This window comes from Serratia sp. ME47, from assembly GCF_903970925.1.
GTDB lineage: Bacteria > Pseudomonadota > Gammaproteobacteria > Enterobacterales > Enterobacteriaceae > Serratia > Serratia ureilytica.
This window is the reverse complement of the sequence record NZ_CAJCKE010000042.1, coordinates 1-26115: the sequence shown is the minus strand read 5'-3', so window position 1 is coordinate 26115 and position 26115 is coordinate 1. Positions and strand designations below refer to the sequence as shown.

The following is a 26115-nucleotide window of genomic DNA, read 5'->3' as shown; positions in this document are numbered from 1 at the left end:
AAACAGCGAAAGCCAGACCAACGCCGTGAAGCGCTGCTGTGCGGACACCGCGTGGCAGGTGACCCCGGGCACGACGGTGGCGCTGCGCAGCGAGCTGGGGTGGCAACACCAGTACGGCGGGCTGGCACGTGGCACCGGGCTGCGGTTCAACGGCGGCAACGCGCCGTTCGTGGTGGACAGCGTGCCGGTATCGCGTGATGGCATGGTGCTGAAGGCGGGGGCGGAAGTGGCGGTGAACGAAAACGCCTCGCTGTCGCTGGGCTACGGCGGGCTGCTGTCGCAGCACCACCAGGACAACAGTGTCAACGCCGGCTTCACCTGGCGTTTCTAAGCAACATCGACTCAATCCTTGTACGGGAACCGCCTGCGGGTGGTTCCTTTTTCACATCCTGCTAATGAGAACCCGGCGCACCTGGGGCGTCGGCCAATAACAAGCAAAAGGTAAGGAAATGACAACAACAATGGGTTTTGATAGCAAAGGAAACGTTCGTCGCTCGCCGTGGCGGCTGAACGCGCTGGTCTGCTGCATGGCGCTGGCAGGGTATGCGCAGGCGGCGCCGCACGAGGTGAATGGCCAACCCGGCGATCCGGCCAGCTGGCGCAGCGCCGAATTCAACGCCAACTGGGGGTTGGGGGCGATCCACGCCGATGAGGCCTACGCCGCCGGCTACACAGGCAAAGGGCAAAAGGTGGGCATTTTCGACACTCCGGTTAACCGCCATCCCGAATTCGCCAGCGACGGCAAACTGATCAACGTCGTCACCGAAGGCTACCGCGCCTATACCGATCCACACCGGCCGGGAATTAACGCCGGCGATCGCTTTTACTTCGACGGCACCTTCCACTTCTACAGCGGTTCGCAGGGCATGCTGAGCAATCACGGGGTGCACGTCGCGGGGATCAGCGCGGCGAATCGCGACGGCATCGGCATGCACGGCGTGGCCTTCGATTCGCAGGTGATCAGCGTCGATAACGACAACGATGGCCCGGCGTACGGCGAATTCCTCGGCCTGGACGGCGCCGTCACCAATGCCGGCTGGCAGGCGATGATCAAGAGCGGCGTGCGGGTGATCAACAACAGCTGGGGCGTCAGCATTCCCGATTTCCTGTCCGACGGCGGCCGCGATCCTAACGCGCTGCACTTTGAGCTGAAGGATGCGCAGGAGCAATTCGATCAGGTCAAGCCGCTGCTCGGTAGCCTGGCCGGCGCAGGCTATCAGGGCGCCATCGACGCGGCGCGCAAAAATATTCTGGTGCTGTTCGCCGCCGGTAACGACGGCAATTACAACCAACCGGATGTGATCAGCGGGCTGGCCTACTTCGTGCCGGACATCGCGCCGAACTGGCTGTCGGTCGCCAGCGTGGCGCAGGATGCGGCATCGGCCAACAGCGTGCCTTACACCATCAGCAGCTTCTCGTCCCGCTGCGGCTATACCGCCAGCTTCTGCGTCTCGTCGCCGGGCAGCAAAATCTACAGCACCGTGGCCAACGGTTCCGATCCGGCCAATCTGGTGTCGGACTACGGCAATAAAAACGGCACCTCGATGGCGACCCCGCACGTCACCGGCGCAGTGGCGGTGTTGCTGCAGCGTTTCCCGTACATGAACTCGGCGCAGATTGCCGACGTGCTGAAAACCACCGCCACCGACATGGGCGCGCCGGGCATCGACGCGCTCTACGGCTGGGGGATGATCAACCTGGGCAAGGCCATCAACGGCCCGGGCATGTTCTATACCGTCGAGGATATTCCCGCAGAGTTCCGCATCCCGGATCCGACGGGCGTGGCCTACGGCCCGACCCAGTTTGTCGTCAATATTCCGGGACTGGGCGCCGAGGTGGATGCCGGTACGTTGCATGCCAGGAAGTGTGACGATATCAGCTGTGAGTTGGACGTTTACTCCAATAACATCTCCGGCCACGGCGGCCTGACCAAGGAAGGGATGGGCACGCTGGTCATGACCGGTAACAACACTTATTCCGGCCCGACGCTGGTCAATCAGGGGCGGCTGGCGATCAACGGCTCGGTCACCTCGGACGTCAGCGTGCAGAGCGGCGGCATCGTCGGCGGCAGCGGCACGGTCGGTTCGCTGACCGCCCGCCGCGGCGGCACCGTGGCGCCGGGCAACTCGATCGGCACCTTGAACGTGGCGGGCAATGTCAGCTTCGAACCGGGTTCGCGCTACGCGGTGGAAGTGGGCCCGAACGGCCAGAGCGATCGGATCCAGAGCAGCGGATCGGCGACGATCGGCGGCGGCGAGGTGGCGGTGACGCTGGAGAACAGCGCCAACCTGCTGACGCAAAGCGAGGTGCGCAGCCTGCTGGGCCAGCAGTACACCATCCTGAGCGCGCAGCAGGGGGTGAGCGGGCAGTTTGACGCGGTGGCGCCGAACTACCTGTTCCTCGGCACCGGGCTGAGCTACCAGCCGGCCGGGGTGACGCTGAGCGTCGGGCGCAACGGCACGAGCTTCGCCAGCGTGGCGCAGACGCCGAACGAGCGGGCGGTGGCGGCGGCGGCGGATGCGCTGGCGGCGGGCAACCCGGTGTACGAAAGCGTTCTTAACAGCGGCACGGCGGGCGAGGCGCGGCAGGCGTTCCGTCAGCTGTCGGGGCAAATCCATGCGGATATCGCGTCGGCGCTGGTGAACGACAGCCGCTACCTGCGTGAGGCGCTGAACGGGCGGCTGCGTCAGGCGGAAGGGCTGGCGAGCTCGTCGGCCATAAAGGCGGACGAGGACGGCGCCTGGGCGCAGCTGCTGGGGGCGTGGGACCACGCGTCGGGCGACGCCAACGCCACCGGCTATCAGGCCTCGACCTACGGGGTACTGGTGGGGCTGGACTCGGCGGCGGCGGCCGACTGGCGGCTGGGGGTGGCGACCGGCTACACCCGCACCTCGCTGCACGGCGGCTACGGGTCGAAGGCGGACAGCGACAACTACCACCTGGCGGCGTACGGCGACAAGCAGTTCGGGGCGCTGGCGCTGCGTGGCGGGGCGGGCTACACTTGGCACCGCATCGACACCAAACGGTCGGTGAACTACGGGATGCAGTCAGACCGTGACACGGCGAAGTACAGCGCGCGCACCGAACAGCTGTTCGCGGAAGCGGGCTACAGCGTGCGGGGCGAGTGGCTGAACCTGGAGCCGTTCGTCAACCTGGCGTACGTGAACTTCGAAAACAACGGCATCGCGGAAAGCGGCGGCGCGGCGGCGCTGCGCGGCGACAAGCAGCACACCGACGCGACGGTGTCGACGCTGGGGCTGCGCGCGGACACCGCGTGGCAGGTGACCCCGGGCACGACGGTGGCGCTGCGCAGCGAGCTGGGGTGGCAACACCAGTACGGCGGGCTGGCGCGTGGCACCGGGCTGCGGTTCAACGGCGGCAACGCGCCGTTCGTGGTGGACAGCGTGCCGGTGTCGCGTGACGGCATGGTGCTGAAGGCGGGGGCGGAAGTGGCGGTGAACGAAAACGCCTCGCTGTCGCTGGGCTACGGCGGGCTGCTGTCGCAGCACCATCAGGACAACAGCGTCAACGCCGGCTTCACCTGGCGCTTCTGACATTCAGCGGTCATTACAACGACAACGGAGCCGGCATGCCGGCTCCGTTTTTATTTGCGGCGGTGGGGGGAGAACGTATGATGGCGCGGCGTCAGGACAATAAAAAACCGGGACCCTGACGGATCCCGGCTCAAAAGTGGGTAAAACAGATTAGCGCTAAAGGCTCAAGCCCCGTTTTGCTTATGCAGTCCGAGCGATGTGGACATCGTCTCAGTAGCGGCAACGGAACAAATTTTCCCTGGTGTTACTATGGTTATTATTAAAAAACGTGCTGGTGTTGTTTTTTTATAGTGTATTGCTGTATGTCTCTTTTGATACCATGTTTGACGATGCAACATGGTATGTCAAGCAACGTTTTTAACGCATAATTGCATGGGATGCTAGTTTTAGATGTGGCTTTTTCAGCAGAAATAATCAAAACGACTGATAAATCAGTAAAAAAAATCGAAGGAACAAATGGATAACAATCACCAAAAATTCGATTCACAGTCGATTGCCAATCGGGTCAGAGAGCTGTTTTTACATTACGGGATTGGAAAACGTCAGCATGCCCGAGAGCTCAGCCGCATCTTGGATCTGAGTTTTTCACATGCGCACCGCAAATTGAAAGGGCAAAGCCCCTGGACGCTGGAACAGATCAACAGCGTCGCGGCCGCGCTCGGAGAAACGCCGGCGGCGATCGCCGATTTGAGCGCCGAACACGAGGCGGCCGAACCGAACATGGCGCGCGATGCCATCTTTTTTGTGGCAGGGGTCGCGATGCCTTGCGTCGGGCACATCGGCGACGAGCTTCCCGCCGGGCGGCCGGCGGAATTTGTGGCGCTGCGCATCGAGGGGCAATGGCATATCTATCGCGCCGATGAGGCGCCGGCAGGGCCGCGTTATGGCGTCGAGCTGATCGAAATCCGGCCCGGCTATGGCGACGACGAGCGTCTGAGCATTGCGGTATTGGACGATTCGCATCAGGCGGCCGATGAGTTGGCCAAGTATCTTGGCGGCTGCGGTTTCAACGCGGTGGCGTTTTACGACGTCGACAGCTTCTGTCAGGCGTTGCAGCAAAGCCTGTTCGACGGTTACGTGGTGGACTGGCTGATCGGTGAAGAAACGGCGGATCGCTGTATCGCCACCATCCGCGCCTCCGACAACCCGGACGCGCCGGTACTGGTGCTGACCGGCGAACTGGGCACTGACCGACGCGAGTCGGAGATCGCTCAGGCGATGCGCGAGTACGATGTGCTCGGCCCTTATGAAAAACCGGTGCGGCTCCATGTGATCGAAGCCGCACTGCAACGCTGTTTTAATCTTTAGCGGGGAACACCTCGGCCAGCGCGTTCGACAGCGCATCCAGCCGAACCGGCTTCATCAGGTAGTTGTCGAACAGCGCGCGCTGATCCGCCGTGAGTTGCTCCGGCGTGTAGGCGCTGATGCCGATGATCGGCACATGGCGGTTGGGGCCGCGACGATTGCGCAGCTGCCTGGCCAGGGCGGCGCCGTCGATGCCCGGCATCTGCAGATCCAGCAACAGCGCGTCGTAAGGGCGTCTGAGCAGTTTCTGCAACGCGCGTTCCGGCGAGTCGCACAGTTCGTGCTGGTAACCCAGCTTATCCAGCAACGCCGCAAAGGCGTCACCCACCGACTTGTTGTCATCCACCACCAGCACCTGCTGCGGTTTCTGCTGCAGAGAGGCATTGGCGGCGGCGGGCTCGTCGGCGCGTTCTTCTTCACTGATCTGCACCGGAATACTGACGATAAAGGTGCTGCCCTTCTTGATTTCGCTGTACACCGTGATGGTGCCGTCGAGCAGCGTCACCAGGCCGTGCACGATCGCCAACCCCATCCCCACGCCGGCATATTGCTTGGTATGCGACTGATCCAACTGGGTAAAGGGTTTGAAGATCTGATCGAGCTGGTCTTTTTCGATACCGATGCCGGTGTCGGTCACTTCGATAATCAGCGAACTGCCGCCGGGTTGACGGCGCAGACAGCTGTGCAGCGTAATGCTGCCGCTTTCGGTGTATTTGTAGGCGTTGGTCAGCAGGTTGACGATAATCTGCCGGATGCGCAGCGGGTCGGAATGCACCAACAGGTGGCTGCACTCCACCTCGCAGCTCAGCTTGACCTGCTCTTTGCGGGTCAAAGTAGCGATTTCGTTGGCGGTCTCCGCGATCAGCTTCTGCGCGTCGAACGGCACGATGCGCAGCTCCATCATGCCGCTGTCGAGGTGCGCGTAGTCGGTCAGATCTTTCATCTGGCTTTCGATCTGCTGCGCGGCGGTCTCCAGCCGCTGGAAGGTGTCCGCATGCTCCGCCGATACCCGGGTATTCACCAGCACGTCGATGGCCGACATCACGCTCTGCAATGAGGTGCGCAGCTCGTGGCCGATGGCGCCGAGGAAGGCGTTTTTGGTGCGGGTCGCTTTCTCCGCCTCGATCGCCTTGGCCTGCTGGCGAATGGTCAGCCGCTGCTGACGGAACACGATCAGGGTGATGGCGATCAGCGCGATCACCGAGAACATGACAATCACCAGCCCATAGAAAATGATGTGCCGTTTCTCGATGTAGTCCTCATAGGCGGCGGTGCGCTGCTTCACCTCGGCGTGGTCGGTCAGGTTGGCCATTTCGATGGCGTAAGGCTTAATGGCCTTCATGGCCGCGAAAACCTGATTGAAGTCGATTTTCGGGTTATCCAGCAGTTTATCGATGCGATCCATCTGCAGGCGCATCTGCTTGACCACTTCCGGGTAGCCCGGCTCGGCGTACAGCGGTTGCGTGGATTCGGAGACGGTTTCCAGCACGTAAAAGCGCGAATAGAGGATTTCGAATCGCAGCCGCAGGTTGTCGTTGTCCACCTGCGGCGCGTGGCTCTGCTGCTCGACGAACGTGTCGAATTCCGCCAGCTTGATGGAGAACTTGGCGATCGACCAGGAGTAGTTCTCCTGCGTGCCGGCGATGGCATACAGCCCTTTCTTCGACAGGGTGGCGCTGTAGTAATAGAGCGTGACGGTCGAAGCCACCAGAAACAGCGCGGCGAAGATGGCCGGTATCGCCAGCCTGCTGCCGTTCTTAAAGGTCGTCAGCTTCATTTGATCACGATCCTGTCGACTTGCCAGATAAAGCGCGAGTTGTACAACGGCGAGTTCAGCTCAGGCCCGGCGGCGTCACGCGGATAAACCAGGAACAGCGGGCCGAAGTTTCTGAGCTTCAGCATCTCCCCGTCCATCTTGTAGGCCAGGATCATGTTGTACTTCTTGACGTCGGACAACGGCACGTCGATGTAATAATCGTTCAGCGCGTAGAAGGTCAGCGTCTCGCCCTTGGCGCCGACGCGCTCCAGGATGTCGGCCACCGAAATCCCTTCAAACTTCCTCTGCGGCGTCCAGGAGGTGGAGGTCGTGATGCTGTGCACCGGCATCGCCAACAGCTGTTTATCGGTGAACAGATAGCTTTTTTTGACCGGATCGGTCACGTTGTCGATCTTGCCCGCCACTTCCAGGGTAAAGCTGAGCGCGCTGCTCTGGGCGATAATCAGGGCCACGCAGGCCATCGCAAGGGTTTTGCATAGTTTGAACAGCATCGGCGTTCTCCAGAGGCGCGGGGAGGTTTGTATCAGTCCCGCTAATTTATCAGGCAGAATAATGGCAGAAAAAGCAGGCGGGTGCGAAGGGAATAGTAAACCGCACAAAAAGAACAGGCCGGTATTTACCCCGGCCTGAGAGAGGGATAAACGTAGCGCCTCAGCGCATGGTGACGAACTCTTCCGCCGCAGTCGGGTGGATAGCCACGGTGTTGTCGAAGTCCTTCTTGGTGGCGCCCATCTTCACCGCCACCGCGAAGCCCTGCAGGATCTCGTCCATGCCGAAGCCGATGCCGTGCAGGCCGACGATTTTCTCTTCTTTACCCGCGCACACCAGCTTCATGCGGCACGGCTGGCGGTGCTGCGTCACGGCGCTGTACATGGCGGTGAAGGAGGACTTGTACACTTTCACGTTGTCCGCGCCGAATTTCTCGATGGCTTCCGGCTCGGTCAGGCCGACGGTGCCGATCGGCGGGTGGCTGAACACCACGGTGGCGATGTTGCTGTAGTCCAGGTGCTCGTCCGGCTTGTTGTTGAACAGGCGCTCGGACAGGCGGCGGCCGGCGGCCACGGCGACCGGGGTCAGTTCTACCGCGCCGGTGTTGTCGCCCACCGCGTAGATGCCTTTGACGTTGGTGTTCTGGAACTTATCGACGTCGATGTAGCCTTTCTCATTGGTTTTCACCCCGGTCACGCCGAGGTTCAGGTTGTCGGTCGCCGGTTCGCGGCCGATGGCCCAAATCAGGCAGTCGACGGTGAATGCCTTGCCGTTTTCCAGCTGCAGCGTCAGGCTGCCGTCGGCGTTCTTGACGATCGCTTTCGGCACCGATTCGGTGTGCAGGCTTGGCCCCTCGGTGTTCATCACTTCCACCAGGGTGTCGACGATCATCGGATCGAAGGTGCGCAGCGGCGCGTGCTTGCGCACGAACAGGTGCGTTTCCGCGCCCAGCGCGTTCAGCACGCCGGCGATCTCCACGGCGATATAGCCGGCGCCCACCACGGCGACGCGTTTCGGCATGGCGTCCAGCTCAAAGAAACCGTCGGAGTCGATACCGTATTCCGCGCCCGGAATAGCCGGATGGCTCGGGCGGCCGCCGGTGGCGATCAGGATGTGATCGGCGGTGATGATTTCGCCGTTCACTTCCACGGTGTGCGCATCCACGAAGCGCGCGAACCCTTTGATCACGTCGACCTTGTTCTTGCCCAGCACGTTATCGTAGGAATTGTGGATGCGGTCGATATAGGCGGTGCGGTTGGCGACCAGCTTTTTCCAGTCGAAGGCGTTGACGGTGGTGTCGAAGCCGTAGTCCGGGCCGTACTGATGGATGGCCTCGGCGATCTGCGCCGCGTGCCACATGACTTTTTTCGGTACACAACCCACGTTTACACAGGTGCCGCCCAGTTCTTTGGCTTCAATCAGCGCACACTTTTGGCCGTACATGGCAGCCCGGTTGATCGATGCGATACCGCCGCTGCCGCCGCCAATTGCTAGATAATCGTAATGTTTCGTCATCTGGGATTTCCATGAGTTGTGAATTTGAAGAGGGTAAGAGTTTAACGCCTGACCGGGGTTTGTCGCAAAGATTGCGTCGATGGCTGCGATAGGCGGACGCAGGGCGCGGTAAACCGCGCCCTGCCGGGGATTATTCCGGTACCACCCAGTTGACCAGATGGTGGCCGATGCCCGACGGCACCAGCACCTTGTGCAGCCACGGCAGCACGTTTTTCATCTGCTGTTCCAGCTTCCACGGCGGGTTGATGACGATCATGCCGGAAGCGGTCATGCCGCGCTGATCGCTGTCGGGTTTCACCGCCAGCTCGATCTGCAGGATGCGGCGAATGCCGGTGGCTTCCAGATCGCGCAGCATGCGTTTGATCTGCTGGCGCATCACCACCGGGTACCACAGCGCGTAGGTGCCGGTGGCGAAACGCTTGTAGCCTTCCTGAATGCCTTTGACCACGTCCTGGTAATCGGTCTTCATTTCATACGGCGGGTCCATCAGGATCAGGCCGCGGCGCGACGGTGGCGGCAGCTGGGATTTCAGCTGCTGATAGCCGTCGGCGCGCTGCACTTTGGCGCGCTCGTCTTTCTGGAACTCGCTGCGCAGCAGCGGGTAATCGCTCGGGTGCAGCTCGGTCAGGTGAATTTTATCCTGAGGGCGCAGCAGCTGGCGGGCGATCAGCGGCGAACCGGGGTAGTAGCGCAGCGTGCCGGAACGGTTGAAGTTGTGCACCACGCTCATGTAGGCCGCCAGCTCCTCGGGCAGATCGTCGCGTTGCCACAGCAAGCCGATGCCTTCCAGGTATTCGCCGGTGCGCTCGGCGTGTTCGCCGCTGAGCTGATAACGGCCCGCGCCCGAGTGGGTATCCAGATACAGGAACGGCTTCTCTTTTTCCTTCAGCGACTCGATGATCAGGCTCTGAACGGTGTGCTTGAGCACGTCGGCGTGGTTGCCGGCGTGGAAACTGTGGCGATAACTTAACATGACGGGTGGCGGTTCCTTGTGCTCCGCAGGCGGAGCATTCAATGCAATAAGGCTTATAATCTGCACAGTATAAACTGTCTGGCCGGGAAAAACCGGACTCCGTTGCCGCAGACGTTAACAGAAAGGGACAGGACGATGAGCAAACAGGCGATTTTGGCGAATTACCCCGACGCGGCGCGCTGGGCATTCGGCGACGGCCCCGCGTTAGCCGACGAACTGCTGGGATTGGTGCTGAGCGGGGATAAAACCGCCACCTGCAGTTCCTATGCGAGCTATCGTCGGGAACAAACCCCGAGGATCGGCGATTACAGCATCGTTCTTGATGGCCGCGGCGAACCGGCCTGCGTGATCAGAACCCTGGCGCTGCGCCTGGTGCGCTACGACCAGGTGACCGCCGAGATGGCGGCCAAAGAGGGCGAAGGCGACAAAAGCCTGGCGTTTTGGCGCCAGGGGCATCAAGAGTTCTTTACCCGCGAGGGGAGCTTTGCGCCGGACATGTGGCTGGTATTCGAAGAATTCGAGCGGGTTGAAACGCTGTGAATCACAAGGAGAAAGGATGAGCTGCATTTTTTGCGACATCGTGGCGGGCAAGGCGCCGTGCCATAAAATCTGGGAAGACGACGACCATCTGGCGTTCCTGTCCATCTTTCCCAACACCGACGGCTTCAGCGTGGTGATCCCCAAGGCGCACCACCCGAGCTACGCGTTTGATCTGCCGGACGAGGTGCTGAGCGCGCTGATGCTGGCGACCAAGCGGGTGGCGCGGCAGCTGGATCGCGCGTTCGACGACGTCGGCCGCTGCGGCATGGTGTTCGAGGGCTACGGCGTCGACCATGTGCATGCCAAACTGATCCCGCTGCACGGCACTGCGTCGCTGGAGCAGTGGCGGCCGATCGAATCGACCTCGCCGAAGTTTTTCACGCGTTACGAAGGCTACATCTCCTCCCACGACGCCGCGCGCGCCGACGACGAACAGCTGGCGGCGCTGGCCGCCCGCATTCGCCAATGCGCCGTTTAAGGCACGAACGATCAACGCCGGGCATTGATTTTCCTGTTGCCCGGCTCCATGTTAGAGATTCATACGCATTTTAAGGCTCGTCCTCGCGGCGGGCCCCAACGCTAATCAGGACTGCCCTATGACAAATCCGTTGCTGACTCCGTTTTCCCTGCCGCCGTTTTCGGCGATCCGCCCTGAAGATATCGTGCCTGCGGTGCAATCCGCGCTGGCGGACTGCCGCGCCGCGGTAGAGCGCGTGGTCGCGCAGCCGGGGCCGTTCACCTGGGACAATCTGTGTCAGCCGTTGGCGGAGTCGGACGATCGCCTGTCTCGCATCTGGTCGCCGATCGGGCACCTGAACTCGGTGAAAAACAGCCCGGAGCTGCGCGCCGCCTATGAGCAGGCGCTGCCGCTGCTGTCCGAGTACGGCACCTGGGTCGGCCAGCACGAAGGGCTGTACCAGGCCTACCGCAGCCTGAAAGAGGGCGCGGCGTTCGAGACGCTGAGCGTACCGCAGCGCAAGGCGGTGGATAACGCGCTGCGCGACTTCGAGCTGTCGGGCATCGGCCTGTCGGCGGACAAACAGCAGCGCTACGGCGAGATCGTCGCGCGCCTGTCCGAACTGGGCTCTACCTACAGCAACAACGTGCTCGACGCCACCATGGGCTGGAGCAAACTGATTACCGACGAAGCCGAGCTGAGCGGCCTGCCGGAAAGCGCCCTGGCGCAGGCCCAGGCGATGGCGCAGGCCAAAGAGCAGGACGGCTGGCTGCTGACGCTGGACATGCCGAGCTACCTGCCGGTGCTGACCTACGCCGACAACCGCGCGTTGCGTGAAGAGATGTACCGCGCCTTCGCCACCCGCGCCTCTGACCAGGGGCCGAACGCCGGCAAATGGGATAACAGCGAAGTGATGGCGGAAACGCTGGCGCTGCGCCATGAGCTGGCTCAGCTGCTGGGCTTTGACACCTACGCCGACAAGTCGCTGGCGACCAAGATGGCGGAAAGCCCGGAGCAGGTGATCGGCTTCCTGAGCGATCTGGCCAAACGCGCCCGCCCGCAGGCCGAGCAGGAGCTGGCGCAGCTGCGCGCCTTCGCCAAACAGCACTATGGCGTGGACGAGCTCGACGCCTGGGACATCACCTATTACGGCGAAAAACAAAAGCAGCACCTGTTCTCCATCAGCGACGAGCAGCTGCGCCCGTACTTCCCGGAACAGCGTGTGGTGGAAGGGCTGTTCGAAGTGGTGAAACGCATCTACGGCATCACCGCCAAAGAGCGTAAAGACGTGGATACCTGGCATCCGGACGTGCGCTTCTTCGATCTGTTCGACGCCGACGGCGAGCTGCGCGGCAGCTTCTACCTCGATTTGTACGCCCGCGAAAACAAACGCGGCGGCGCCTGGATGGACGACTGCGTCGGCAGCCTGCGCAAGGCCGACGGCTCGCTGCAAAAACCGGTCGCTTACCTGACCTGTAACTTCAACCGCCCGCTGGGCGACCAGCCGGCGCTGTTCACCCATAACGAAGTGACTACGCTGTTCCACGAGTTCGGCCACGGTCTGCACCACATGCTGACGCAGATCGATACCGCCGGCGTCTCCGGCATCAACGGGGTGCCGTGGGATGCGGTCGAGCTGCCGAGCCAGTTTATGGAAAACTGGTGCTGGGAGCCGGAAGCGCTGGCGTTTATCTCCGGCCACTACCAGAGCGGCGAGCCGCTGCCGAAGGCCATGCTCGACAAGCTGCTGGCGGCCAAGAATTACCAGGCGGCGCTGTTCATTCTGCGCCAGCTGGAGTTCGGTCTGTTCGATTTCCGCATGCACTTCGAATACAGCCCGGAGAAAGGGGCGCAGATCCTGCCGACGCTGGCGGAAGTGAAGAAAATGGTGGCGGTGGTGCCTTCGCCGAGCTGGGGCCGCTTCCCGCACGCCTTCAGCCACATCTTCGCCGGCGGCTACGCGGCGGGTTACTACAGCTACCTGTGGGCGGAAGTGCTGTCGGCCGACGCCTACTCGCGCTTCGAAGAAGAGGGGATTTTCAACGCCGAAACCGGCAAATCCTTCCTCGACAACATCCTGTCGCGCGGCGGGTCGGAAGAGCCGATGGCGCTGTTCAAACGCTTCCGTGGCCGCGAGCCGCAGCTGGATGCTATGCTGCGCCATTACGGCATTAAAGGATAACCCGACACGTGAGCGTGTGTTTATTGTGTGAAGCAGGCGCCGATCCCGGCGCCTTGTCTGTTTTGGCGCAGCGCTGGCGGCTGACGTCCGACGACGACGCGCCGATGGCGCTGGTACTGACCCCGCAGCGGCTGGAGCTGCGCAAGCGCGACGAGCCGAAGCTCGGCGGGATCTACGTCGATTTCGTCACCGGTGCCATGGCGCACCGGCGCCGTTTCGGCGGCGGCCGCGGCGAGGCGGTGGCCAAGGCGGTCGGCATCAAGGGCAGCTACCTGCCGGACGTGGTGGACGCCACCGCCGGGCTGGGGCGCGACGCCTTCGTGCTGGCGGCGCTGGGCTGCCGGGTGCGGATGCTGGAGCGCAATCCGGTGGTGGCGGCGTTGCTGGACGACGGCCTGCAGCGCGGCTATCAGGATGCGGAAATCGGCCCGTGGCTGCGCGAGCGCCTGACGCTGCTGCACGCCTCCAGCCTGACGGCGCTGGCGGATCTCAGCCCGCGCCCCGAGGTGGTGTATCTCGATCCGATGTTCCCGCACAAGCAGAAAAGCGCGCTGGTGAAGAAAGAGATGCGGGTGTTCCAATCGCTGGTGGGCAGCGACGATGACGCCGACGGCCTGCTGGAACCGGCGCGCCGTTTGGCGACCAAGCGCGTGGTGGTGAAACGCCCGGACTACGCGCCGCCGCTGGCCGACGTGCCGGCGCACGCCGCCACGCTGACCAAAAGCCACCGTTTCGACATCTACATGCCGCTGTAATGTCTGCCGGGCCCGCGGTGTCGGGCCCTCAGTTTTCCTCCCGCAAACTTTTCCCCACGCCGCCGCCCGGATGCACCGCCAGCAAGGTGTCCTTATCGTAACCGCTGCGCGTCATCAGGCAGGCGCAGGCGGCGTCGAAGATCGCCAACACCAGCACAATCGAGGTGGTGGCCAGCATGTTCAGCGGATCTATCTCCTTTTGCACCCCGGTGGCGATCGTCAGCTGCGCCGCCTGCGCGATGGCGGAATGCGGGTTTTCCGTCACCGCGATCAGCGTCACCCCCTTGGCCTGCAGCGTCGGCAGCAGGCGGGTCAGCTCGTCGGAATTGCCGCCGCGCGAGATCAGGATCAGCAGATCGTCGGCGCGCAGGAAGCCCAGATCGCCGTGCGCCGCGCCGGTGGCGTCGAGATAGACCGCCGGCCGCTCCACGCAGGCCAGCATATGGGCTATCTTGCGCGCCGCAATCCCCGAGGTGCCGACGCCGGTGACGGCGATTTTACCGCGGCAGTCGGCCAGCAGCGCCAACAGCCGTTGCCAGGTGCGCGCGTCGAGGCGTTCGCCCAGCTGCGCCAGCTCCTGACTGTAGGTTTGCCAGCCCTGCACGGCCTGCCGCCACTCTTGCTGCATCACACCTCCTCCTGCATCAACCGGCGGTATTTCATGTGGTCGTTGTACAGCTCGTGGAACACCCGGTATTTGCGATCGTAGTAGCTTTTTATCTGGTTGGTCTGCGGCGTCACCGTCTTGCCGATGCGGCTCATGGCGCTCATCGCCTCCGGCAAGGTGTCGAACACGCCGGCCGCCACGGTGCCCATCATCGCTCCGCCCAGCAGCATCGCTTCGCTCTCCTCCGGCAGCAGCATGGCGCAACCGGTGGCGTTGGCGTGCTCTTGCACGAAGATCGGGTTCTTGGTGCCGCCGCCGCTGGCCATGATGGTGTCGATGCTGTAGCCGCTGTGGTTCATGGTTTCGATGATGTGGCGGGTGCCGAGCGCGATGGCCTGAATGGTGGCCAGGTAGTGCAGCGCCATGTCCTCCGGCGTGCGCGACAGCTTCAGCCCGGTCAGGATGCCGGTCAGCGTCGGGTTGGCGCGCGGCGAGCGGTTGCCGTGGAAGTACGGCAACATGTGAATGTCCTGCGTCAGGAAGGCGATGTTCTCCGGCTCGCCGGCCATGCGGCGCAGAATGGCGTTCAGCACCTCATAGATGGTCTGGCCCTGAGTTTTCGCCTGCGCCAGCAGATCCTGATAGCACGGGTGCGACTGGATGACGTGGTCGATCAGCGCGCCGGTGGCGGACTGGCCGCCTTCGTTCAACCAGTATTCCGGCAGGATCGCCGAGTAATACGGCCCCCAGACGCCGCCGATAAAGCGCGCGGTGCGCGACATCGCCATATGGCCGGTGGAGGTGCCGCCGATCAGCGCGACGCGGCGGTTGAAGTCGGCCACCTCGCCGGAGACGCCGGTGGCGCCCAGCGTGCCGAGGGTGCCGGCGTGGGCGTCGATGATTGACACGCTCACCGCCGTGCCGGCGATCAGCCCCATCTCGCTGGCGGCGCGCTGAGTCAGGCCGTGGCCCAGCGGCTCGCCCATCATTTTAACGTCGCTGCCGATCTTGGCGGCGTCGTGTTCCAGCACGTCTTCCAGCCCGATCTGCTGGAAGTAGCTTTTGTCCCAACGCTGCTCGTGGCCGAGATAGGTCCACTTGCACACCGTCGAGCACAGCGAGCGGGTGGCGTCCTGGGTGGCGCGCCAGGTGAGGAAGTCCGGCAGATCGAACAGGTAACCGGCGTTGGCCCAGGTGGTGGGCATGTGTTGCTTCAGCCACAGCAGTTTCGGCGTCTGCATCTCCGGCGAAATGATGCCGCCGACGAAGTCCAGCACCCGGTGTTTGGTGGCGTTGATGCGCTCGGCCTGGGCGATCGCCCGGTGATCCATCCACACGATGATGTTCTGCTCGGTGCGGCCGGAGGGGCTGACGGTCAGCGGTTTGCCTTCTTTATCCAGCACCACCAGCGAACAGGTGGCGTCGAAGCCCAGCCCTTTGACCTGGATCGGGTTGATGTCGGCCTGGTTGACCGCGTCGCGCACCGCATTGCACACCGCCTGCCAGATGTTATCCGACGACTGCTCGACGAAATCCGCCTTCGGCCGGTACAGATCGATGGCCCGGCTGGCCTGGCCGACCATGCGGCCATTGAGATCGAATACGCCCGCGCGCGCGCTTCCGGTGCCCACATCTACGCCAATAAAATAGCTCGCCATTATTTTCTCCTCAGGCTTTTCGATTCTGTAACGCGATAAACAGGATCAGCACGCCGCCCCACAGGGCCATGGTCAGGTAGCTGCTGACCCCCAGCAAATTGAGGCCGCTTTCCAACATTTGCAGCACGATCAGCGCCAGCACCAGCCCCAGAATACGGCCGAAACCGCCGTCCGGGTTAATGCCGCCCAGCACCGAGGCCAGAATGGTCACCAGCAGATAAGATTCGCCGTAGCCGGCCTTGGCCGAGTTGAACTTGGCCATCATCAGCAGGGCGGCGCCCCAGCCGAGCAGCGCCGACAGGATATACACCGCGATCTGCACCCGCGCGGTGTTCACGCCGCTGAAGCGGGTGGCCTGCTCGTTGGAGCCGATCAGGTACAGGCTGCGCCCCAGCGTGGTGTGCTCCAGCAGCAGCCACAGACCCACCGCCACCAGCAGGAACAGGATCAGCGCCACCGGCACGCCGAGCACGGCGCCGTTGCCGAGAAATTGAATCGCCGCCGGGAAGCCGGAGATCACCGCGCCGTTGGACAGCAGAATATTCAGGCCGGTGATCAGGGTCATGGTGCCGAGCGAGGCGAGGATGGGCGAGACGCCTATCCAGGCTACCAGCGCGCCGTTGAGCGCGCCGATCGCCACCGCCACCAGCAGGCCGGCCAACAGCGCCAGCGCCAGGAACAGCGGCTGGTCGGGATGGCTGACGATGATCGCCGCCATCACCAGCGAACAGGCGTTGGCGCCGGCGATGATCGACAGGTTGATGCCGCCGGTCAGCATGGTGATGCCCATGCCGAGCGCCAGCAGGCCGAGGATCGGCAGCTGCGAGGCGATCGACTGGAAGTTGCCGAGGCTGAAGAAGCGCGATCCGAGCAGCCCGGCGAACAGCAGCGCCACCGCGATGATGATCGCGCCCTGCAGGCGAATGATCCGATCGTTTGGGATCAACCGAGTTAACTGCGTCATGTCAGATCTCCTTGAGCAGCTTGCGTTTTTCGTTCCAGGCGGTGGTGCTGATGCTGATCAAAATGATCGCGCCGCTGAATACCTGGTGCCAATAGGCCGAGACGCTGAGCAGCGTCAGCCCGTTTTGCAGGAAGGCCAGCAGCACCACGCCGAGCAGGGTGCCGGTCAACGATCCGCGGCCGCCGCTCATGCTGGTGCCGCCCAGCACCACCGCCGCCAATACCGTCAGCTCGAAGCCGAGCAGCGAGTTGGGCGCCACCGACTGGGTGATCTGCGCCTGCACCACCGCCGCGACGCCGGCCAGAATGCCCATATAGCCGTAGACGCAGAAGTGCAGCCGCAGCAGGTTCAACCCCAGGCGCGACGCCGCGTCGCGGTTGCCGCCCATGGCGTAGATCTGGCGCCCCAGCCGGGTGCGGTTCATCAGCACGCCGGTGACGACGATGGTCGCCAGCAGGCACAGCAGCGGCAGCGTCAGGCCGTAGTCGTAACCGTCGGCGCCCTGGAACGAGAACCAGTTGATGCCGTTCATGAACCAGTCCGGGAAGCCGTACAGCCAGGTGCCGTTGGTGGCGTACACCAGCAGGCCGTAGAACAGGTTAAGGGTAGCGATGGTGATGATGATCGCCGGCACTTTCAGCCAGTACACCAGGAAACCGTTCACCAGCCCGAGCAGCAGGCCGACGCCAATCGCCAGGGCGAACGCCAGCGGGAAGCTGCCGCCGTGCTGGATCACCCAGCTGGCCATCACATACTGCGCGATGGCGGTGACCGCCGGGAACGAAATGTCGATGCCGCCGGCGATCAGCACCACGAACAGCCCGCAGGCCAGGATGCCGAGAATGGCGTAGCTGGTGGCGACGTCGGTCAGGTTGCCGAGCGTCAGAAACTCATCGGTGCCGGCGCTCAGGCCGATCGCCAGCAGCAGCACCAGCAGGCCGAGATAAAACTCGTGCCGCCCGGCCAGGCGGGCCAATAATGACTTATCCATTCACCACCTCGGCGATCTGTTGTTCGGTACTCTGGTGCGGCGCGAACTCGGCGATCAGCTCGCCTTTGCGCATCACCATCACCCGATGGCTGTTGTAATAGGCTTCCGGGATCTCGTCGCAGATCATCAGCACCGCCATGCCCAGCTGCGCCAGATCGCGGGCGATCTGGTAGATCCCCTCTTTGTTAGCGATGTCCACGCCGACGGTGGGCGAGTCGAGGATCAGGATCTTCGGCTGGGTCGCGACCCATTTGGCGATGGCGATGCGCTGGGCGTTGCCGCCGGACAGGGTTTTCACCGGCAATGCGCTGTCGGACACCTTGATGTTCAAATCGCGGATCAGCCGGTTAACCAGCTCGGTCGCCTTGGCGTGATCCAGCAGCCCGAGCGAGGTATGCAGCCGATCGAAGACGGTGACGATGGTGTTGTCGTAGATCGATTGCTCCATGATCAATCCCTGCGTCAGACGATCCTCCGACACATAGCCGATGCCGTGGCGCACCGCTTCGCGGTTGTTGTGCAGCTGCACCGCCCGGCCCTCGATGCGGATCTCGCCGCTGTCCGGCCGCGTCATGCCGAACAGGCTGAGGCACAGTTCGGTGCGGCCGGCACCGAGCAGGCCGACGATCGAGACGATCTCGCCGCCGCGCAGCGCCAGATTGACGTTGCGGTATTTTTCGCCGCGGCTGAGGTTGCGCACCTCGAGCAGCGGCGCCTGTTCGGCCGGCGGCAGCGGGGGCAGCGGGCTGTAATGGAAGCGTTGGCCGGTCATCAGGAACGCCAGTTCATGGCTGTCCAGTTCGCTGGCCGGCCAGGTGCCCACCAGCTTGCCGTCGCGCATCACGCTGATGCGATCGGCGACTTCCATCACTTCATCCAATCGGTGGCTGACGAACACCACGCAGATGCCGGCCGCCTTCAGTTCGTTGACCACCCGCAGCAGGCCGTCGACTTCCTGGCGGGTCAGCGAGGCGGTCGGTTCGTCCATGATAACCAACCGCGCTTCGGCGGCGATGGCGCGGCAAATCGCCACCAGTTGCCGATCGGCGATCGACAGTTTTTCCACTTTTTTATCGGGATCGATGTGTACGCCGACCCGCGCCATGGCGTCCAGCGCCGTCTGGCGCATCACCCGCTTGCGCACCCAGAAGTGGCCGCCGGGCAGGTAACGGTGGATGGCGATGTTTTCCGCCACCGTCAGGTTAGGGAACAGCGACAGGTCCTGGTAGATCACCTGTATGCCGTAATAACCGGACAGCTGCGGCGTCAGGGCGTGGAAGAGTTTGCCTTCCAGCGAAATGTTGGCGCCTTTTTCCGGCTGATAGACGCCGGAGATGATTTTAATGATGGTGCTTTTGCCGCAGCCGTTTTGCCCGGCCAGGCAGTGCACTTCGCCTTTATTCAGCGTCAGGTTGATCTGGTCTAATGCCAGCACGCCTGGGAATCGCTTGCTGATATTCTCCAGGGTGATAAATGCGGGGGAGGCTGTCATAACGTTAACCTGTGCTTGCGTAGCGGCCGAAGCCCTGGGCGCAGCAACGCTGCGCCCCTACGAGGGTTTAACTACTTTCCCGGTGTGGCGAAATTACGCGAAAAATCAGAATCCGAGCGATTGGGCGTTGTCTTTGGTCACTTCCAAAATCTTATTAAACCGAATCACTTTGTGTTCCATATCGACGTCGGCTTTGCCGAGGCCCTCGATCGACAGGTCCTTATTCACTTCTTTGCCCTGCAGCAGCTGGTCGGCCACCGTCACCAGCGCATAACCGGCGTCTTTCGGATCCCACAGCAGCGCTTTCTTGATGTCGCCGCGCATCAGGTAAGGAGCGGCCTGCGCCGGCATGGCGATGCCCACCACCGCGATTTTGTCCTTGGCGCGTTTCTTGGCCACCGCCTGGCCGGCGCCGATTGGGCCGAGCGAACCGAAACCGATGATGCCCTTCATCTGCGGATAGGTTTTCATCAGATCCAGCGTGGTGGCGTAGGATTTGTCGATGCTTTCCGCCACCGGCAAGCGCGAGGTGACTTCAAACATGTCCGGGTATTTTTCTTTCTGGTATTTGATGGCGGAATCGGCCCAGGCGTTGTGCAACGGCACAGTCAGCGAGCCGACGTAGATCGCGTAGCCGCCTTTGCCGCCCATGTCTTTCGCCAGCTCATCGACGTTGGCCTGCGCGTATTTCTCGCTGTCGATGGTCTCGATGTCCCACTGGCCGATCTGCTGGTCCGGGGATTCATGGGTCAGCACCACGATGCCTTTGTCGCGCGCTTTTTTCAGCACCGGCTCCAGCACCTTGGCGTCGTTCGGCACCACGATGATGGCGTTGACGTTCTTGGCGATCAGATCCTCAATCACCTTGACCTGCGCAGCCGGATCCGGCGTAGACGGGCCGGTCTGGTAAGCGTTGACGTCGAGTTTTTTCGCCGCTTCGTTGACGCCCACTTCCATGCGGTTGAACCACGGAATGCCGGTCAATTTGGCGACCACGGCAATCTCATATTTATCAGCGGCGAACACAGGTGTTGTCGATAACATGCACGCAGAAACCACACATGCATTTAATAATGCGAGGTTAAATTTCATTAGCTGTACCTTTTTTTATCTGTAGGGGTGGCGGTTTTTCCACCGCTGCAGATTACAAAGGAATGGAAGAGGGGGCGTAGCCGAAGTTAATGAAATGTGATCTGTGCACATTTAAGTAAAATACTGGCGTATTTAGTGTTAAATAAATGTTTAATTATTTGGCGGTGGTAAATTTACTACCAATTAAACGGCTATGAATAACCTTTTATTAACTTTTAATTAACGTTTGCGCATCATTTTGATGGCTTGGACGCGGAAAAAAATGCCGGCGCAGAGGCCGGCATTGAAGCATTTAATCGATGTGTGAACAAGATCACCTTTGCGCCCGATTACAGCACGCCCTGGGCCAGCATCGCCTCCGCAACCTTAACGAAACCGGCGATATTCGCGCCGTGTACATAGTGGGTTTGCTTGCCCTCGCCGCCGTATTCCACGCAGGCATGGTGAATATCCGCCATGATATGTTGTAAACGTACATCCACTTTTTCCGCCCGCCAGCCGATGCGCGCGGCGTTTTGCGCCATCTCCAGCCCCGAGGTGGCCACGCCGCCGGCGTTGGCCGCCTTGCCGGGCGCGAACAGCACCCCGGCGTCGAGGAAGGCGTCGGTGGCCTGGATGGTGGTCGGCATGTTGGCGCCTTCCGCCACCGCTTTCACCCCGTTGCGGATCAGCGTCTGCGCCGCCTCGAGATCCAGTTCGTTCTGGGTGGCGCACGGCAGGGCGATATCCACCGGCACGTTCCACGGCTGTTGGCCCGCCAGGTAGGTCAGGCCGCGTTCGCGGGCGTAGTCCGCCACCCGGCCGTAGCGCTGGTTTTTGATCTCCGCCAGGTGCGCCAGCTTCTCGGTGGTGAAGCCGTCTTCGTCCACCAGAGTGCCGCCGGAATCCGACACGGTGATCACGCGCGCGTCCAGCTCCAACGCTTTCTCGATGGTGTACTGCGCCACGTTGCCGGAGCCGGACACCGCCACCCGCATCCCCTCAAAGCCCAGGCCGTGGCGCTGCAGCATGGCGTCGGTAAAGTACACCAGGCCGTAGCCGGTCGCCTCGGGGCGGATCAGGCTGCCGCCGAAGGAGAGCCCTTTGCCGGTAAACACGCAGGCGGTGTTGTTGGACAGTTTCTTCATCATGCCGGCCATAAAGCCGACTTCACGGCCGCCGACGCCGATGTCGCCGGCCGGCACGTCGGTGTCCGGGCCCAAGTGGCGATACAGCTCGGTCATCAGCGCCTGGCAGAAACGCATGATCTCGCCCTGGCTTTTGCCCTTCGGATCGAAATCGGAGCCGCCTTTGCCGCCGCCCATCGGCAGGGTGGTCAGCGCATTCTTGAAGGTCTGCTCAAAGCCGAGGAACTTCAGGATCGACAGGTTTACCGACGGGTGGAAGCGCATGCCGCCCTTGTAGGGGCCGATGGCCGAGTTGAACTGGACGCGAAAGGCGCGATTGACCTGCACCTGGCCGCGATCGTCCACCCAGCTGACGCGGAACTGAATGATGCGCTCGGGCTCCACCAGGCGCTCCAGCAGCGCCTGTTCGCGATAGCGCGGGTTGCGCTCGATAAATGGCCACAGCGAGGTGAACACTTCGCGCACGGCCTGCAGATATTCCGGCTGGTGGGGGTTATGGCGTTGTAACGAGGACAGGAAAGACTCTACCGATACGGCATATTCCATGGATAACTCCTTTTAGCATTAAATTTTCCCCCGCTATTTCTTATAGATTTGGGTATAGGTGATGCTCGGGGGAGGATGTTGTGTCTTTAGCGACTATATCATCGGAGGGCGGTTGATTATCAAGCGATTAATCGGCGTAGCGGCATGAAAAACGCCCGCAGGGCGCGGGCGTTGGGCAGTTAAGTTAGCAAGCGCTTACTTTATTCGTCTTCTTCGTCGCGCAGCGGCACGATCAGCATATCGATGTGCACGGTATTGATCAGCTGGCGAGCGGAAGACATCAGCTTGCTCCAGAAGTCCTGGTGGTGGCCGCACAGCACCAGGTCCATGTCGTATTTCTTGATGGCGTCCACCAGCACCTGCGCCAGATCGCCGCTGCCGCTCAGGGTCTCGGTGATCGGGTAGCCGGCGTTTTGCGACAGCTCGGTCAGCGCCTGGTGGGTTTCTTCAGAGATGCGCTTTTGCATGTCGCCGAGATTGACGTCGATAAGGCCAGTATAGAGATCGGAATAGTTGACATCGACGTGGATCAGAGAAACTTTGGCGTTATACGGCCGCGCCATAGAGACGGCTTTTTCTACCAGGATCTTGCTTTCCGGGGATAGGTCTACCGCGATCAATATGTGTTTGTAAGCCATAAGAATACTCCTTCCATAAACATGCCGATTAAAAAGGGTTAGCAGGCGTTCCGTGTACCCGCCTGGCGCTTTTGGTTCCATAGTATCATTCGGATAACGCAATGATATGTTGGGGCGATCACACTGCGCCGCATCGAAAATCTCTGCGCACGATACCTTTCGTTGTACACCCGCGCGGCGTAAAAGCCTAAGGGTTATGCGGGTTTTAACGGTCTGACCGCTTGAATTATAAGCGTTATTAAACAAAGTATAGCGCTAAATGTGCAATCAGCGCTCCAGATGCGGTTGCAGCAGGCTTTCAAACCACTCGTGAAACACCGCCAAACGGCGGGAACGCTGGCGGCGATGGGGGTAGATCAGGGCGATCGGCATGGAGGCGGCGCGGTAACCGGGCAGGACTTCCACCAGTTCACCGGCGTCGAGCAGGTGTTGCACGTCGTAGCGCGGGATTTGCATCAATCCCAGCCCGGCGCGGCAGCAGGCGATATAGCTTTCGGCGTTGTTGACCACCACCCGGCTGGGCAAGTCGAGCCGCTGGGTGTGGCCGTCGCCGGTCAGGTATTCCCAGGGGGATTCGCGGCCGGTTTTGGGCGAGGCGTAGCCGATGCTCCAGTGCCCCTCGGCGAGATCGGCGGGATGAAGAGGATGGCCGAATTCGCTCAGGTAGGCGGTGCTGGCGCAGTTGATCAGCGCGATATGGCCGAGCGGGCGCATCACCAGGCTGCTGTCGTGCAGATCGCCGACGCGCACCGCGCAGTCGACCCCTTCCTGCACCAGATCGATGGCGCGATCGGCGGAGCCGAGCACCAGCTGCAGATGAGGGTGGCGCCGCAGCAGGCTGGGCAGCGCCGGCGCGATCAGCCGACGGGCGATGCGGCTCGGCACATCGACGCTGAGCCGCCCGGAGGCCTGCCGTTGGCTGGCCTGAAACGACTGATCGATATCTTCCACCTCGGCCAGCAGCGGGCGCAGCCGTTCGAGCAGCTGTTCGCCGTCGGCGGTCAGCCGCACTTGCCGTGTGGTGCGGTGCAGCAGGCGCACGCCCAGCTGCGTTTCCAGTTGCTGAACGGCGGCGGACACCGAGGCGCGCGGCACCTTCAGCGCATGGGCCGCCCGGATAAAGCTGCCCATCTCCGCCACCTGCACGAATACGCGGTATTGATTGAATCTGTCCATCTCGTTGACCTGCTGTTCCTTGGCGCTGTTTCTGACAGAGAGTGTAGCCGCATGGCGCGGTTGCGCGCGAGCAGGTGCGGGGGCGATAGGTGCCCCCGCCGGGTTTATTTGGTGGTGTAGCCGCCGTTGATCAGGATGGTTTGGCCGGTTATCCACCAGCCGTCGCTGACCAGATGACGGATGAACGGCACCACGTCTTCGATATCGGTCAGGCCGGTTTGGCTGAATGGCGACAGCGCCGCCGCCGTCTTGTGGTAGGCCACGGCGTCCGCGCCTTCCGCCGGGTAGAAGAACGGGGTATCCATCGGGCCGGGGCCGACCGCCGTCACGGAGATGCCGCGCTCGCCGAACTCCTTGGCGGCGGCGCGGGTGAAGTGCTCCACCGGCGCTTTGGTGCCGGCGTAAGCGGCGTAGAACGGCGTGAAGGCGCCGAGCAGCGAGGTGACCAGCGTGCAGATTTTGCCGTTGTCGTTAAGGTGCTTACCCGCTTCTTTCAGGAAGAAGAACGCGGTTTGGCGTTGACCGCGGTCATCTCGTCGTACTCAGCTTCGCTGATGTCGATCAGCGGCTTTTTCAGCACCTTGCCGACGGTATTGATGGCGATATCCGGCTTGCCGACGGCGGCGACAGCATCGGCGAACAGCTTCTCGACCGCGCCCGCCGTGGTCAGATCGGCCTGCAGCGCGACGCCTTGCGCTCCGGCGGCCTGAATGGCGGCGACGGTTTTCTCCGCCTCGGTTTTGGAGGCGGCGCTGTTGTAGTGGATCACCACCGCTTTGGCGCCTTGCTCAGCCAAATCGCGCGCGATCAGCCCGCCGAGGTTCTTGGCGCCGCCGGCGATCAGGACGGTTTTTCCCTTGATTGAATGGTTTGCCATAACAGTTTCCTTGGATAAGCGTAACGGAAACCTGAGTCTAGCCAGCGTGGGGGGAAAGATCAGCGGCGTGGCGCGGGATAGACTATCCATAAAAACAGCCTAATCGAAAACGGGCGGTTATCGCTTATAACGCCCCGGCAGGTGACTTTTCGGCACAGGGCGGTAAATTTTATCCACTGCTCAGGCCAGTTTGCGTTTCATTAACCTACAATGATGGATATGGGCCTCATCATTTCTCCTCTGAGTAGAACCATGCCGTGCAAATCTTATCGTGCGGTGCGGCAACGTCTTCGGAGGCGGTGGGTTATGGGCGTGGCCCGTGCAGGCAAAAAAAGGGGATGAGAGCGGTAAGCTCCAGCAGAGTATCGGGTAATGAGGTAGGGGGGTTGGACCCGGCGGATGGCCGCGGATAACAACGCCTTGAGGGGGCAATCATGATCAGTACCGTCGCGCTGTTTTGGGCCTTGTGTGTGGTGTGTGTGGTTAACATGGTGCGGTATTACTCTTCTCTGCGCGCGCTGCTGGTGGTATTGCGCGGCTGTGACCCGCTGCTGTACCAATATGTCGACGGCGGCGGTTTCTTTACCGCCCACGGCCAACCCAGCAAGCAGCTGAGGCTGGTGCGTTATATTTTCGCGCAGCGCTATGTCGAGCACCACGATCCGGAGTTTATTCGCCGCTGCGAGCGGGTGCGCGGGCAGTTTATGCTGACTTCGGCCCTGTGCGGCCTGGTGGTCATCTGCCTGATAGCGATGATGATTTGGTATTAATGCCTTTCTGTTTCCCTTGATGCAGGCAAAAAAAGGCGGCTATGCGGCCTAATGCTTACCAGTTAGCGTTTTTTTGAAGTACTCGTGACGTTTTCGGTCGATAAATGAGAGGTGCATCATGAGGCTCCTGCACCTCGACCGAGCCAGGGGCCGAAAGGCGCGGCCCCTGGCAACCCGCGCCTTTGCCCTATCAGACGGTTGGCTTTGCCAACTCCCCTCGCTCCGCCATACCGCATTGAGGCCGGTTGCGACAGGCGTCCCTGCCTGTCTCACCTGAAACCGCCGTCCATGGCGGTTTCGCCTAATGCGCTATGCCTACGTTCGGCGTCTTCAAGGGCGCCCAACACCGCGCTCATCTCCAACTTCTCTACCACAACCTCATAAGCGACAGATTTCCCGGTAGCTGTCAGCTCATGTGTTGACCTTGGGCGCGCATCAGCGGCTGCCGAGCAAGACGGCGTTGTCAGGGGCAACCGGCCAGGGAAGGCCGGTTGAGGCGAGACTAACAGGGACGTTTGTCGCAGCCGACCCGCCCGACAATGCAGACGCGGCGAGGGTATCCGCATAGCGGACAGACGGTGTTAAGCGAAGGCGCGGGTGGAGGGGCCGCGCCTTCGGCCCCTCCAATTG

At 61.9% G+C, this 26115-nt stretch carries 21 protein-coding genes and 1 pseudogene; 8 read left to right on the top strand and 14 right to left on the bottom strand.

Features of this window, described 5'->3' with window-relative positions; genetic code table 11:
- The 3 genes from H7A77_RS24100 to H7A77_RS24090 form a co-directional block, all read left to right on the top strand.
- On the top strand, positions 1 to 331 hold a 331-nt coding region (locus tag H7A77_RS24100; protein WP_182074745.1), incomplete at its 5' end, for an autotransporter outer membrane beta-barrel domain-containing protein.
- Positions 332 to 449: 118 nt separating this feature from the next.
- Complete coding sequence (locus tag H7A77_RS24095; RefSeq protein WP_370528357.1) at positions 450 to 3554, top strand: autotransporter outer membrane beta-barrel domain-containing protein; 3105 nt, start codon at positions 450 to 452, stop codon at positions 3552 to 3554.
- Positions 3555 to 4010: 456 nt separating this feature from the next.
- The gene (locus H7A77_RS24090) at positions 4011 to 4862 is read left to right on the top strand and encodes a helix-turn-helix domain-containing protein (RefSeq protein ID WP_033645361.1); all 852 of its coding nucleotides are present in this window, start codon (positions 4011 to 4013) and stop codon (positions 4860 to 4862) included.
- Here the strand turns inward: H7A77_RS24090 and H7A77_RS24085 are convergent.
- The 4 genes from H7A77_RS24085 to H7A77_RS24070 form a co-directional block, all read right to left on the bottom strand.
- Positions 4852 to 6636, bottom strand: coding sequence for an ATP-binding protein (locus H7A77_RS24085; protein WP_033651793.1), 1785 nt, complete (start codon positions 6634 to 6636; stop codon positions 4852 to 4854). The two genes, H7A77_RS24090 and H7A77_RS24085, sit on opposite strands and share 11 nt — an antisense overlap.
- Complete coding sequence (locus tag H7A77_RS24080) at positions 6633 to 7127, bottom strand: molybdopterin-dependent oxidoreductase (protein ID WP_033645359.1); 495 nt, start codon at positions 7125 to 7127, stop codon at positions 6633 to 6635. The genes H7A77_RS24085 and H7A77_RS24080 overlap by 4 nt, the downstream gene beginning before the upstream one ends.
- A gap of 160 nt (positions 7128 to 7287) precedes the next feature.
- On the bottom strand, positions 7288 to 8640 hold the full coding sequence (gene gorA, locus H7A77_RS24075; RefSeq protein WP_047026523.1) for a glutathione-disulfide reductase: 1353 nt from the start codon (positions 8638 to 8640) through the stop codon (positions 7288 to 7290).
- A gap of 130 nt (positions 8641 to 8770) precedes the next feature.
- Positions 8771 to 9613 (bottom strand): 23S rRNA (adenine(2030)-N(6))-methyltransferase RlmJ, encoded by an 843-nt coding sequence (locus H7A77_RS24070; protein ID WP_033636386.1) that lies wholly within the window; start codon positions 9611 to 9613, stop codon positions 8771 to 8773.
- 135 nt (positions 9614 to 9748) lie between these two features.
- Between H7A77_RS24070 and H7A77_RS24065 the strand changes: the two genes are divergently transcribed.
- The 4 genes from H7A77_RS24065 to rsmJ all read left to right on the top strand — a co-directional run bounded on the left by H7A77_RS24065 (position 9749) and on the right by rsmJ (position 13547).
- Entirely contained in the window at positions 9749 to 10153 is a 405-nt protein-coding gene (locus tag H7A77_RS24065; RefSeq protein WP_182074744.1) for an ASCH domain-containing protein, read from the top strand.
- Between the two features lie 16 nt (positions 10154 to 10169).
- On the top strand, positions 10170 to 10631 hold the full coding sequence (locus H7A77_RS24060; RefSeq protein ID WP_042785540.1) for an HIT family protein: 462 nt from the start codon (positions 10170 to 10172) through the stop codon (positions 10629 to 10631).
- A gap of 118 nt (positions 10632 to 10749) precedes the next feature.
- A complete protein-coding gene (gene prlC, locus H7A77_RS24055; RefSeq protein ID WP_182074743.1) occupies positions 10750 to 12792 on the top strand; it encodes an oligopeptidase A in 2043 nt (680 codons plus the stop codon).
- An 8-nt stretch (positions 12793 to 12800) separates the two neighbouring features.
- Positions 12801 to 13547, top strand: coding sequence for a 16S rRNA (guanine(1516)-N(2))-methyltransferase RsmJ (gene rsmJ, locus H7A77_RS24050; RefSeq protein ID WP_099784600.1), 747 nt, complete (start codon positions 12801 to 12803; stop codon positions 13545 to 13547).
- A gap of 28 nt (positions 13548 to 13575) precedes the next feature.
- Here the strand turns inward: rsmJ and H7A77_RS24045 are convergent, their stop codons facing one another.
- The 10 genes and pseudogenes from H7A77_RS24045 to H7A77_RS24000 all read right to left on the bottom strand — a co-directional run bounded on the left by H7A77_RS24045 (position 13576) and on the right by H7A77_RS24000 (position 24715).
- Complete coding sequence (locus H7A77_RS24045; protein WP_042785538.1) at positions 13576 to 14175, bottom strand: SIS domain-containing protein; 600 nt, start codon at positions 14173 to 14175, stop codon at positions 13576 to 13578.
- On the bottom strand, positions 14175 to 15812 hold the full coding sequence (locus H7A77_RS24040) for an FGGY-family carbohydrate kinase (protein WP_182074742.1): 1638 nt from the start codon (positions 15810 to 15812) through the stop codon (positions 14175 to 14177). Before H7A77_RS24040 ends, H7A77_RS24045 begins: the two co-directional genes overlap by 1 nt.
- A 10-nt stretch (positions 15813 to 15822) precedes the next feature.
- A complete protein-coding gene (locus tag H7A77_RS24035) occupies positions 15823 to 16776 on the bottom strand; it encodes an ABC transporter permease (protein ID WP_016930441.1) in 954 nt (317 codons plus the stop codon).
- A gap of 1 nt (position 16777) precedes the next feature.
- Positions 16778 to 17767, bottom strand: coding sequence for an ABC transporter permease (locus tag H7A77_RS24030; protein ID WP_015379367.1), 990 nt, complete (start codon positions 17765 to 17767; stop codon positions 16778 to 16780).
- On the bottom strand, positions 17760 to 19259 hold the full coding sequence (locus tag H7A77_RS24025; protein WP_028128101.1) for a sugar ABC transporter ATP-binding protein: 1500 nt from the start codon (positions 19257 to 19259) through the stop codon (positions 17760 to 17762). The genes H7A77_RS24030 and H7A77_RS24025 overlap by 8 nt, the downstream gene beginning before the upstream one ends.
- A gap of 105 nt (positions 19260 to 19364) precedes the next feature.
- On the bottom strand, positions 19365 to 20351 hold the full coding sequence (locus tag H7A77_RS24020) for an autoinducer 2 ABC transporter substrate-binding protein (RefSeq protein WP_182074741.1): 987 nt from the start codon (positions 20349 to 20351) through the stop codon (positions 19365 to 19367).
- Between the two features lie 329 nt (positions 20352 to 20680).
- On the bottom strand, positions 20681 to 22024 hold the full coding sequence (gdhA, locus tag H7A77_RS24015; protein ID WP_021505207.1) for an NADP-specific glutamate dehydrogenase: 1344 nt from the start codon (positions 22022 to 22024) through the stop codon (positions 20681 to 20683).
- 200 nt (positions 22025 to 22224) lie between these two features.
- Positions 22225 to 22662: a universal stress protein UspA gene (uspA, locus tag H7A77_RS24010; protein WP_004930988.1), complete on the bottom strand. Its 438-nt coding sequence runs from the start codon at positions 22660 to 22662 to the stop codon at positions 22225 to 22227.
- 267 nt (positions 22663 to 22929) lie between these two features.
- Positions 22930 to 23838 (bottom strand): LysR family transcriptional regulator, encoded by a 909-nt coding sequence (locus H7A77_RS24005; RefSeq protein WP_182074740.1) that lies wholly within the window; start codon positions 23836 to 23838, stop codon positions 22930 to 22932.
- Positions 23839 to 23942: 104 nt separating this feature from the next.
- Positions 23943 to 24715, bottom strand: a pseudogene (locus tag H7A77_RS24000) (SDR family oxidoreductase).
- 434 nt (positions 24716 to 25149) lie between these two features.
- On the opposite strand from H7A77_RS24000, the gene uspB reads away from it, so the two are divergent.
- Positions 25150 to 25485, top strand: coding sequence for a universal stress protein UspB (gene uspB / locus H7A77_RS23995; protein ID WP_004930978.1), 336 nt, complete (start codon positions 25150 to 25152; stop codon positions 25483 to 25485).
- Positions 25486 to 26115: the final 630 nt, after the last annotated feature.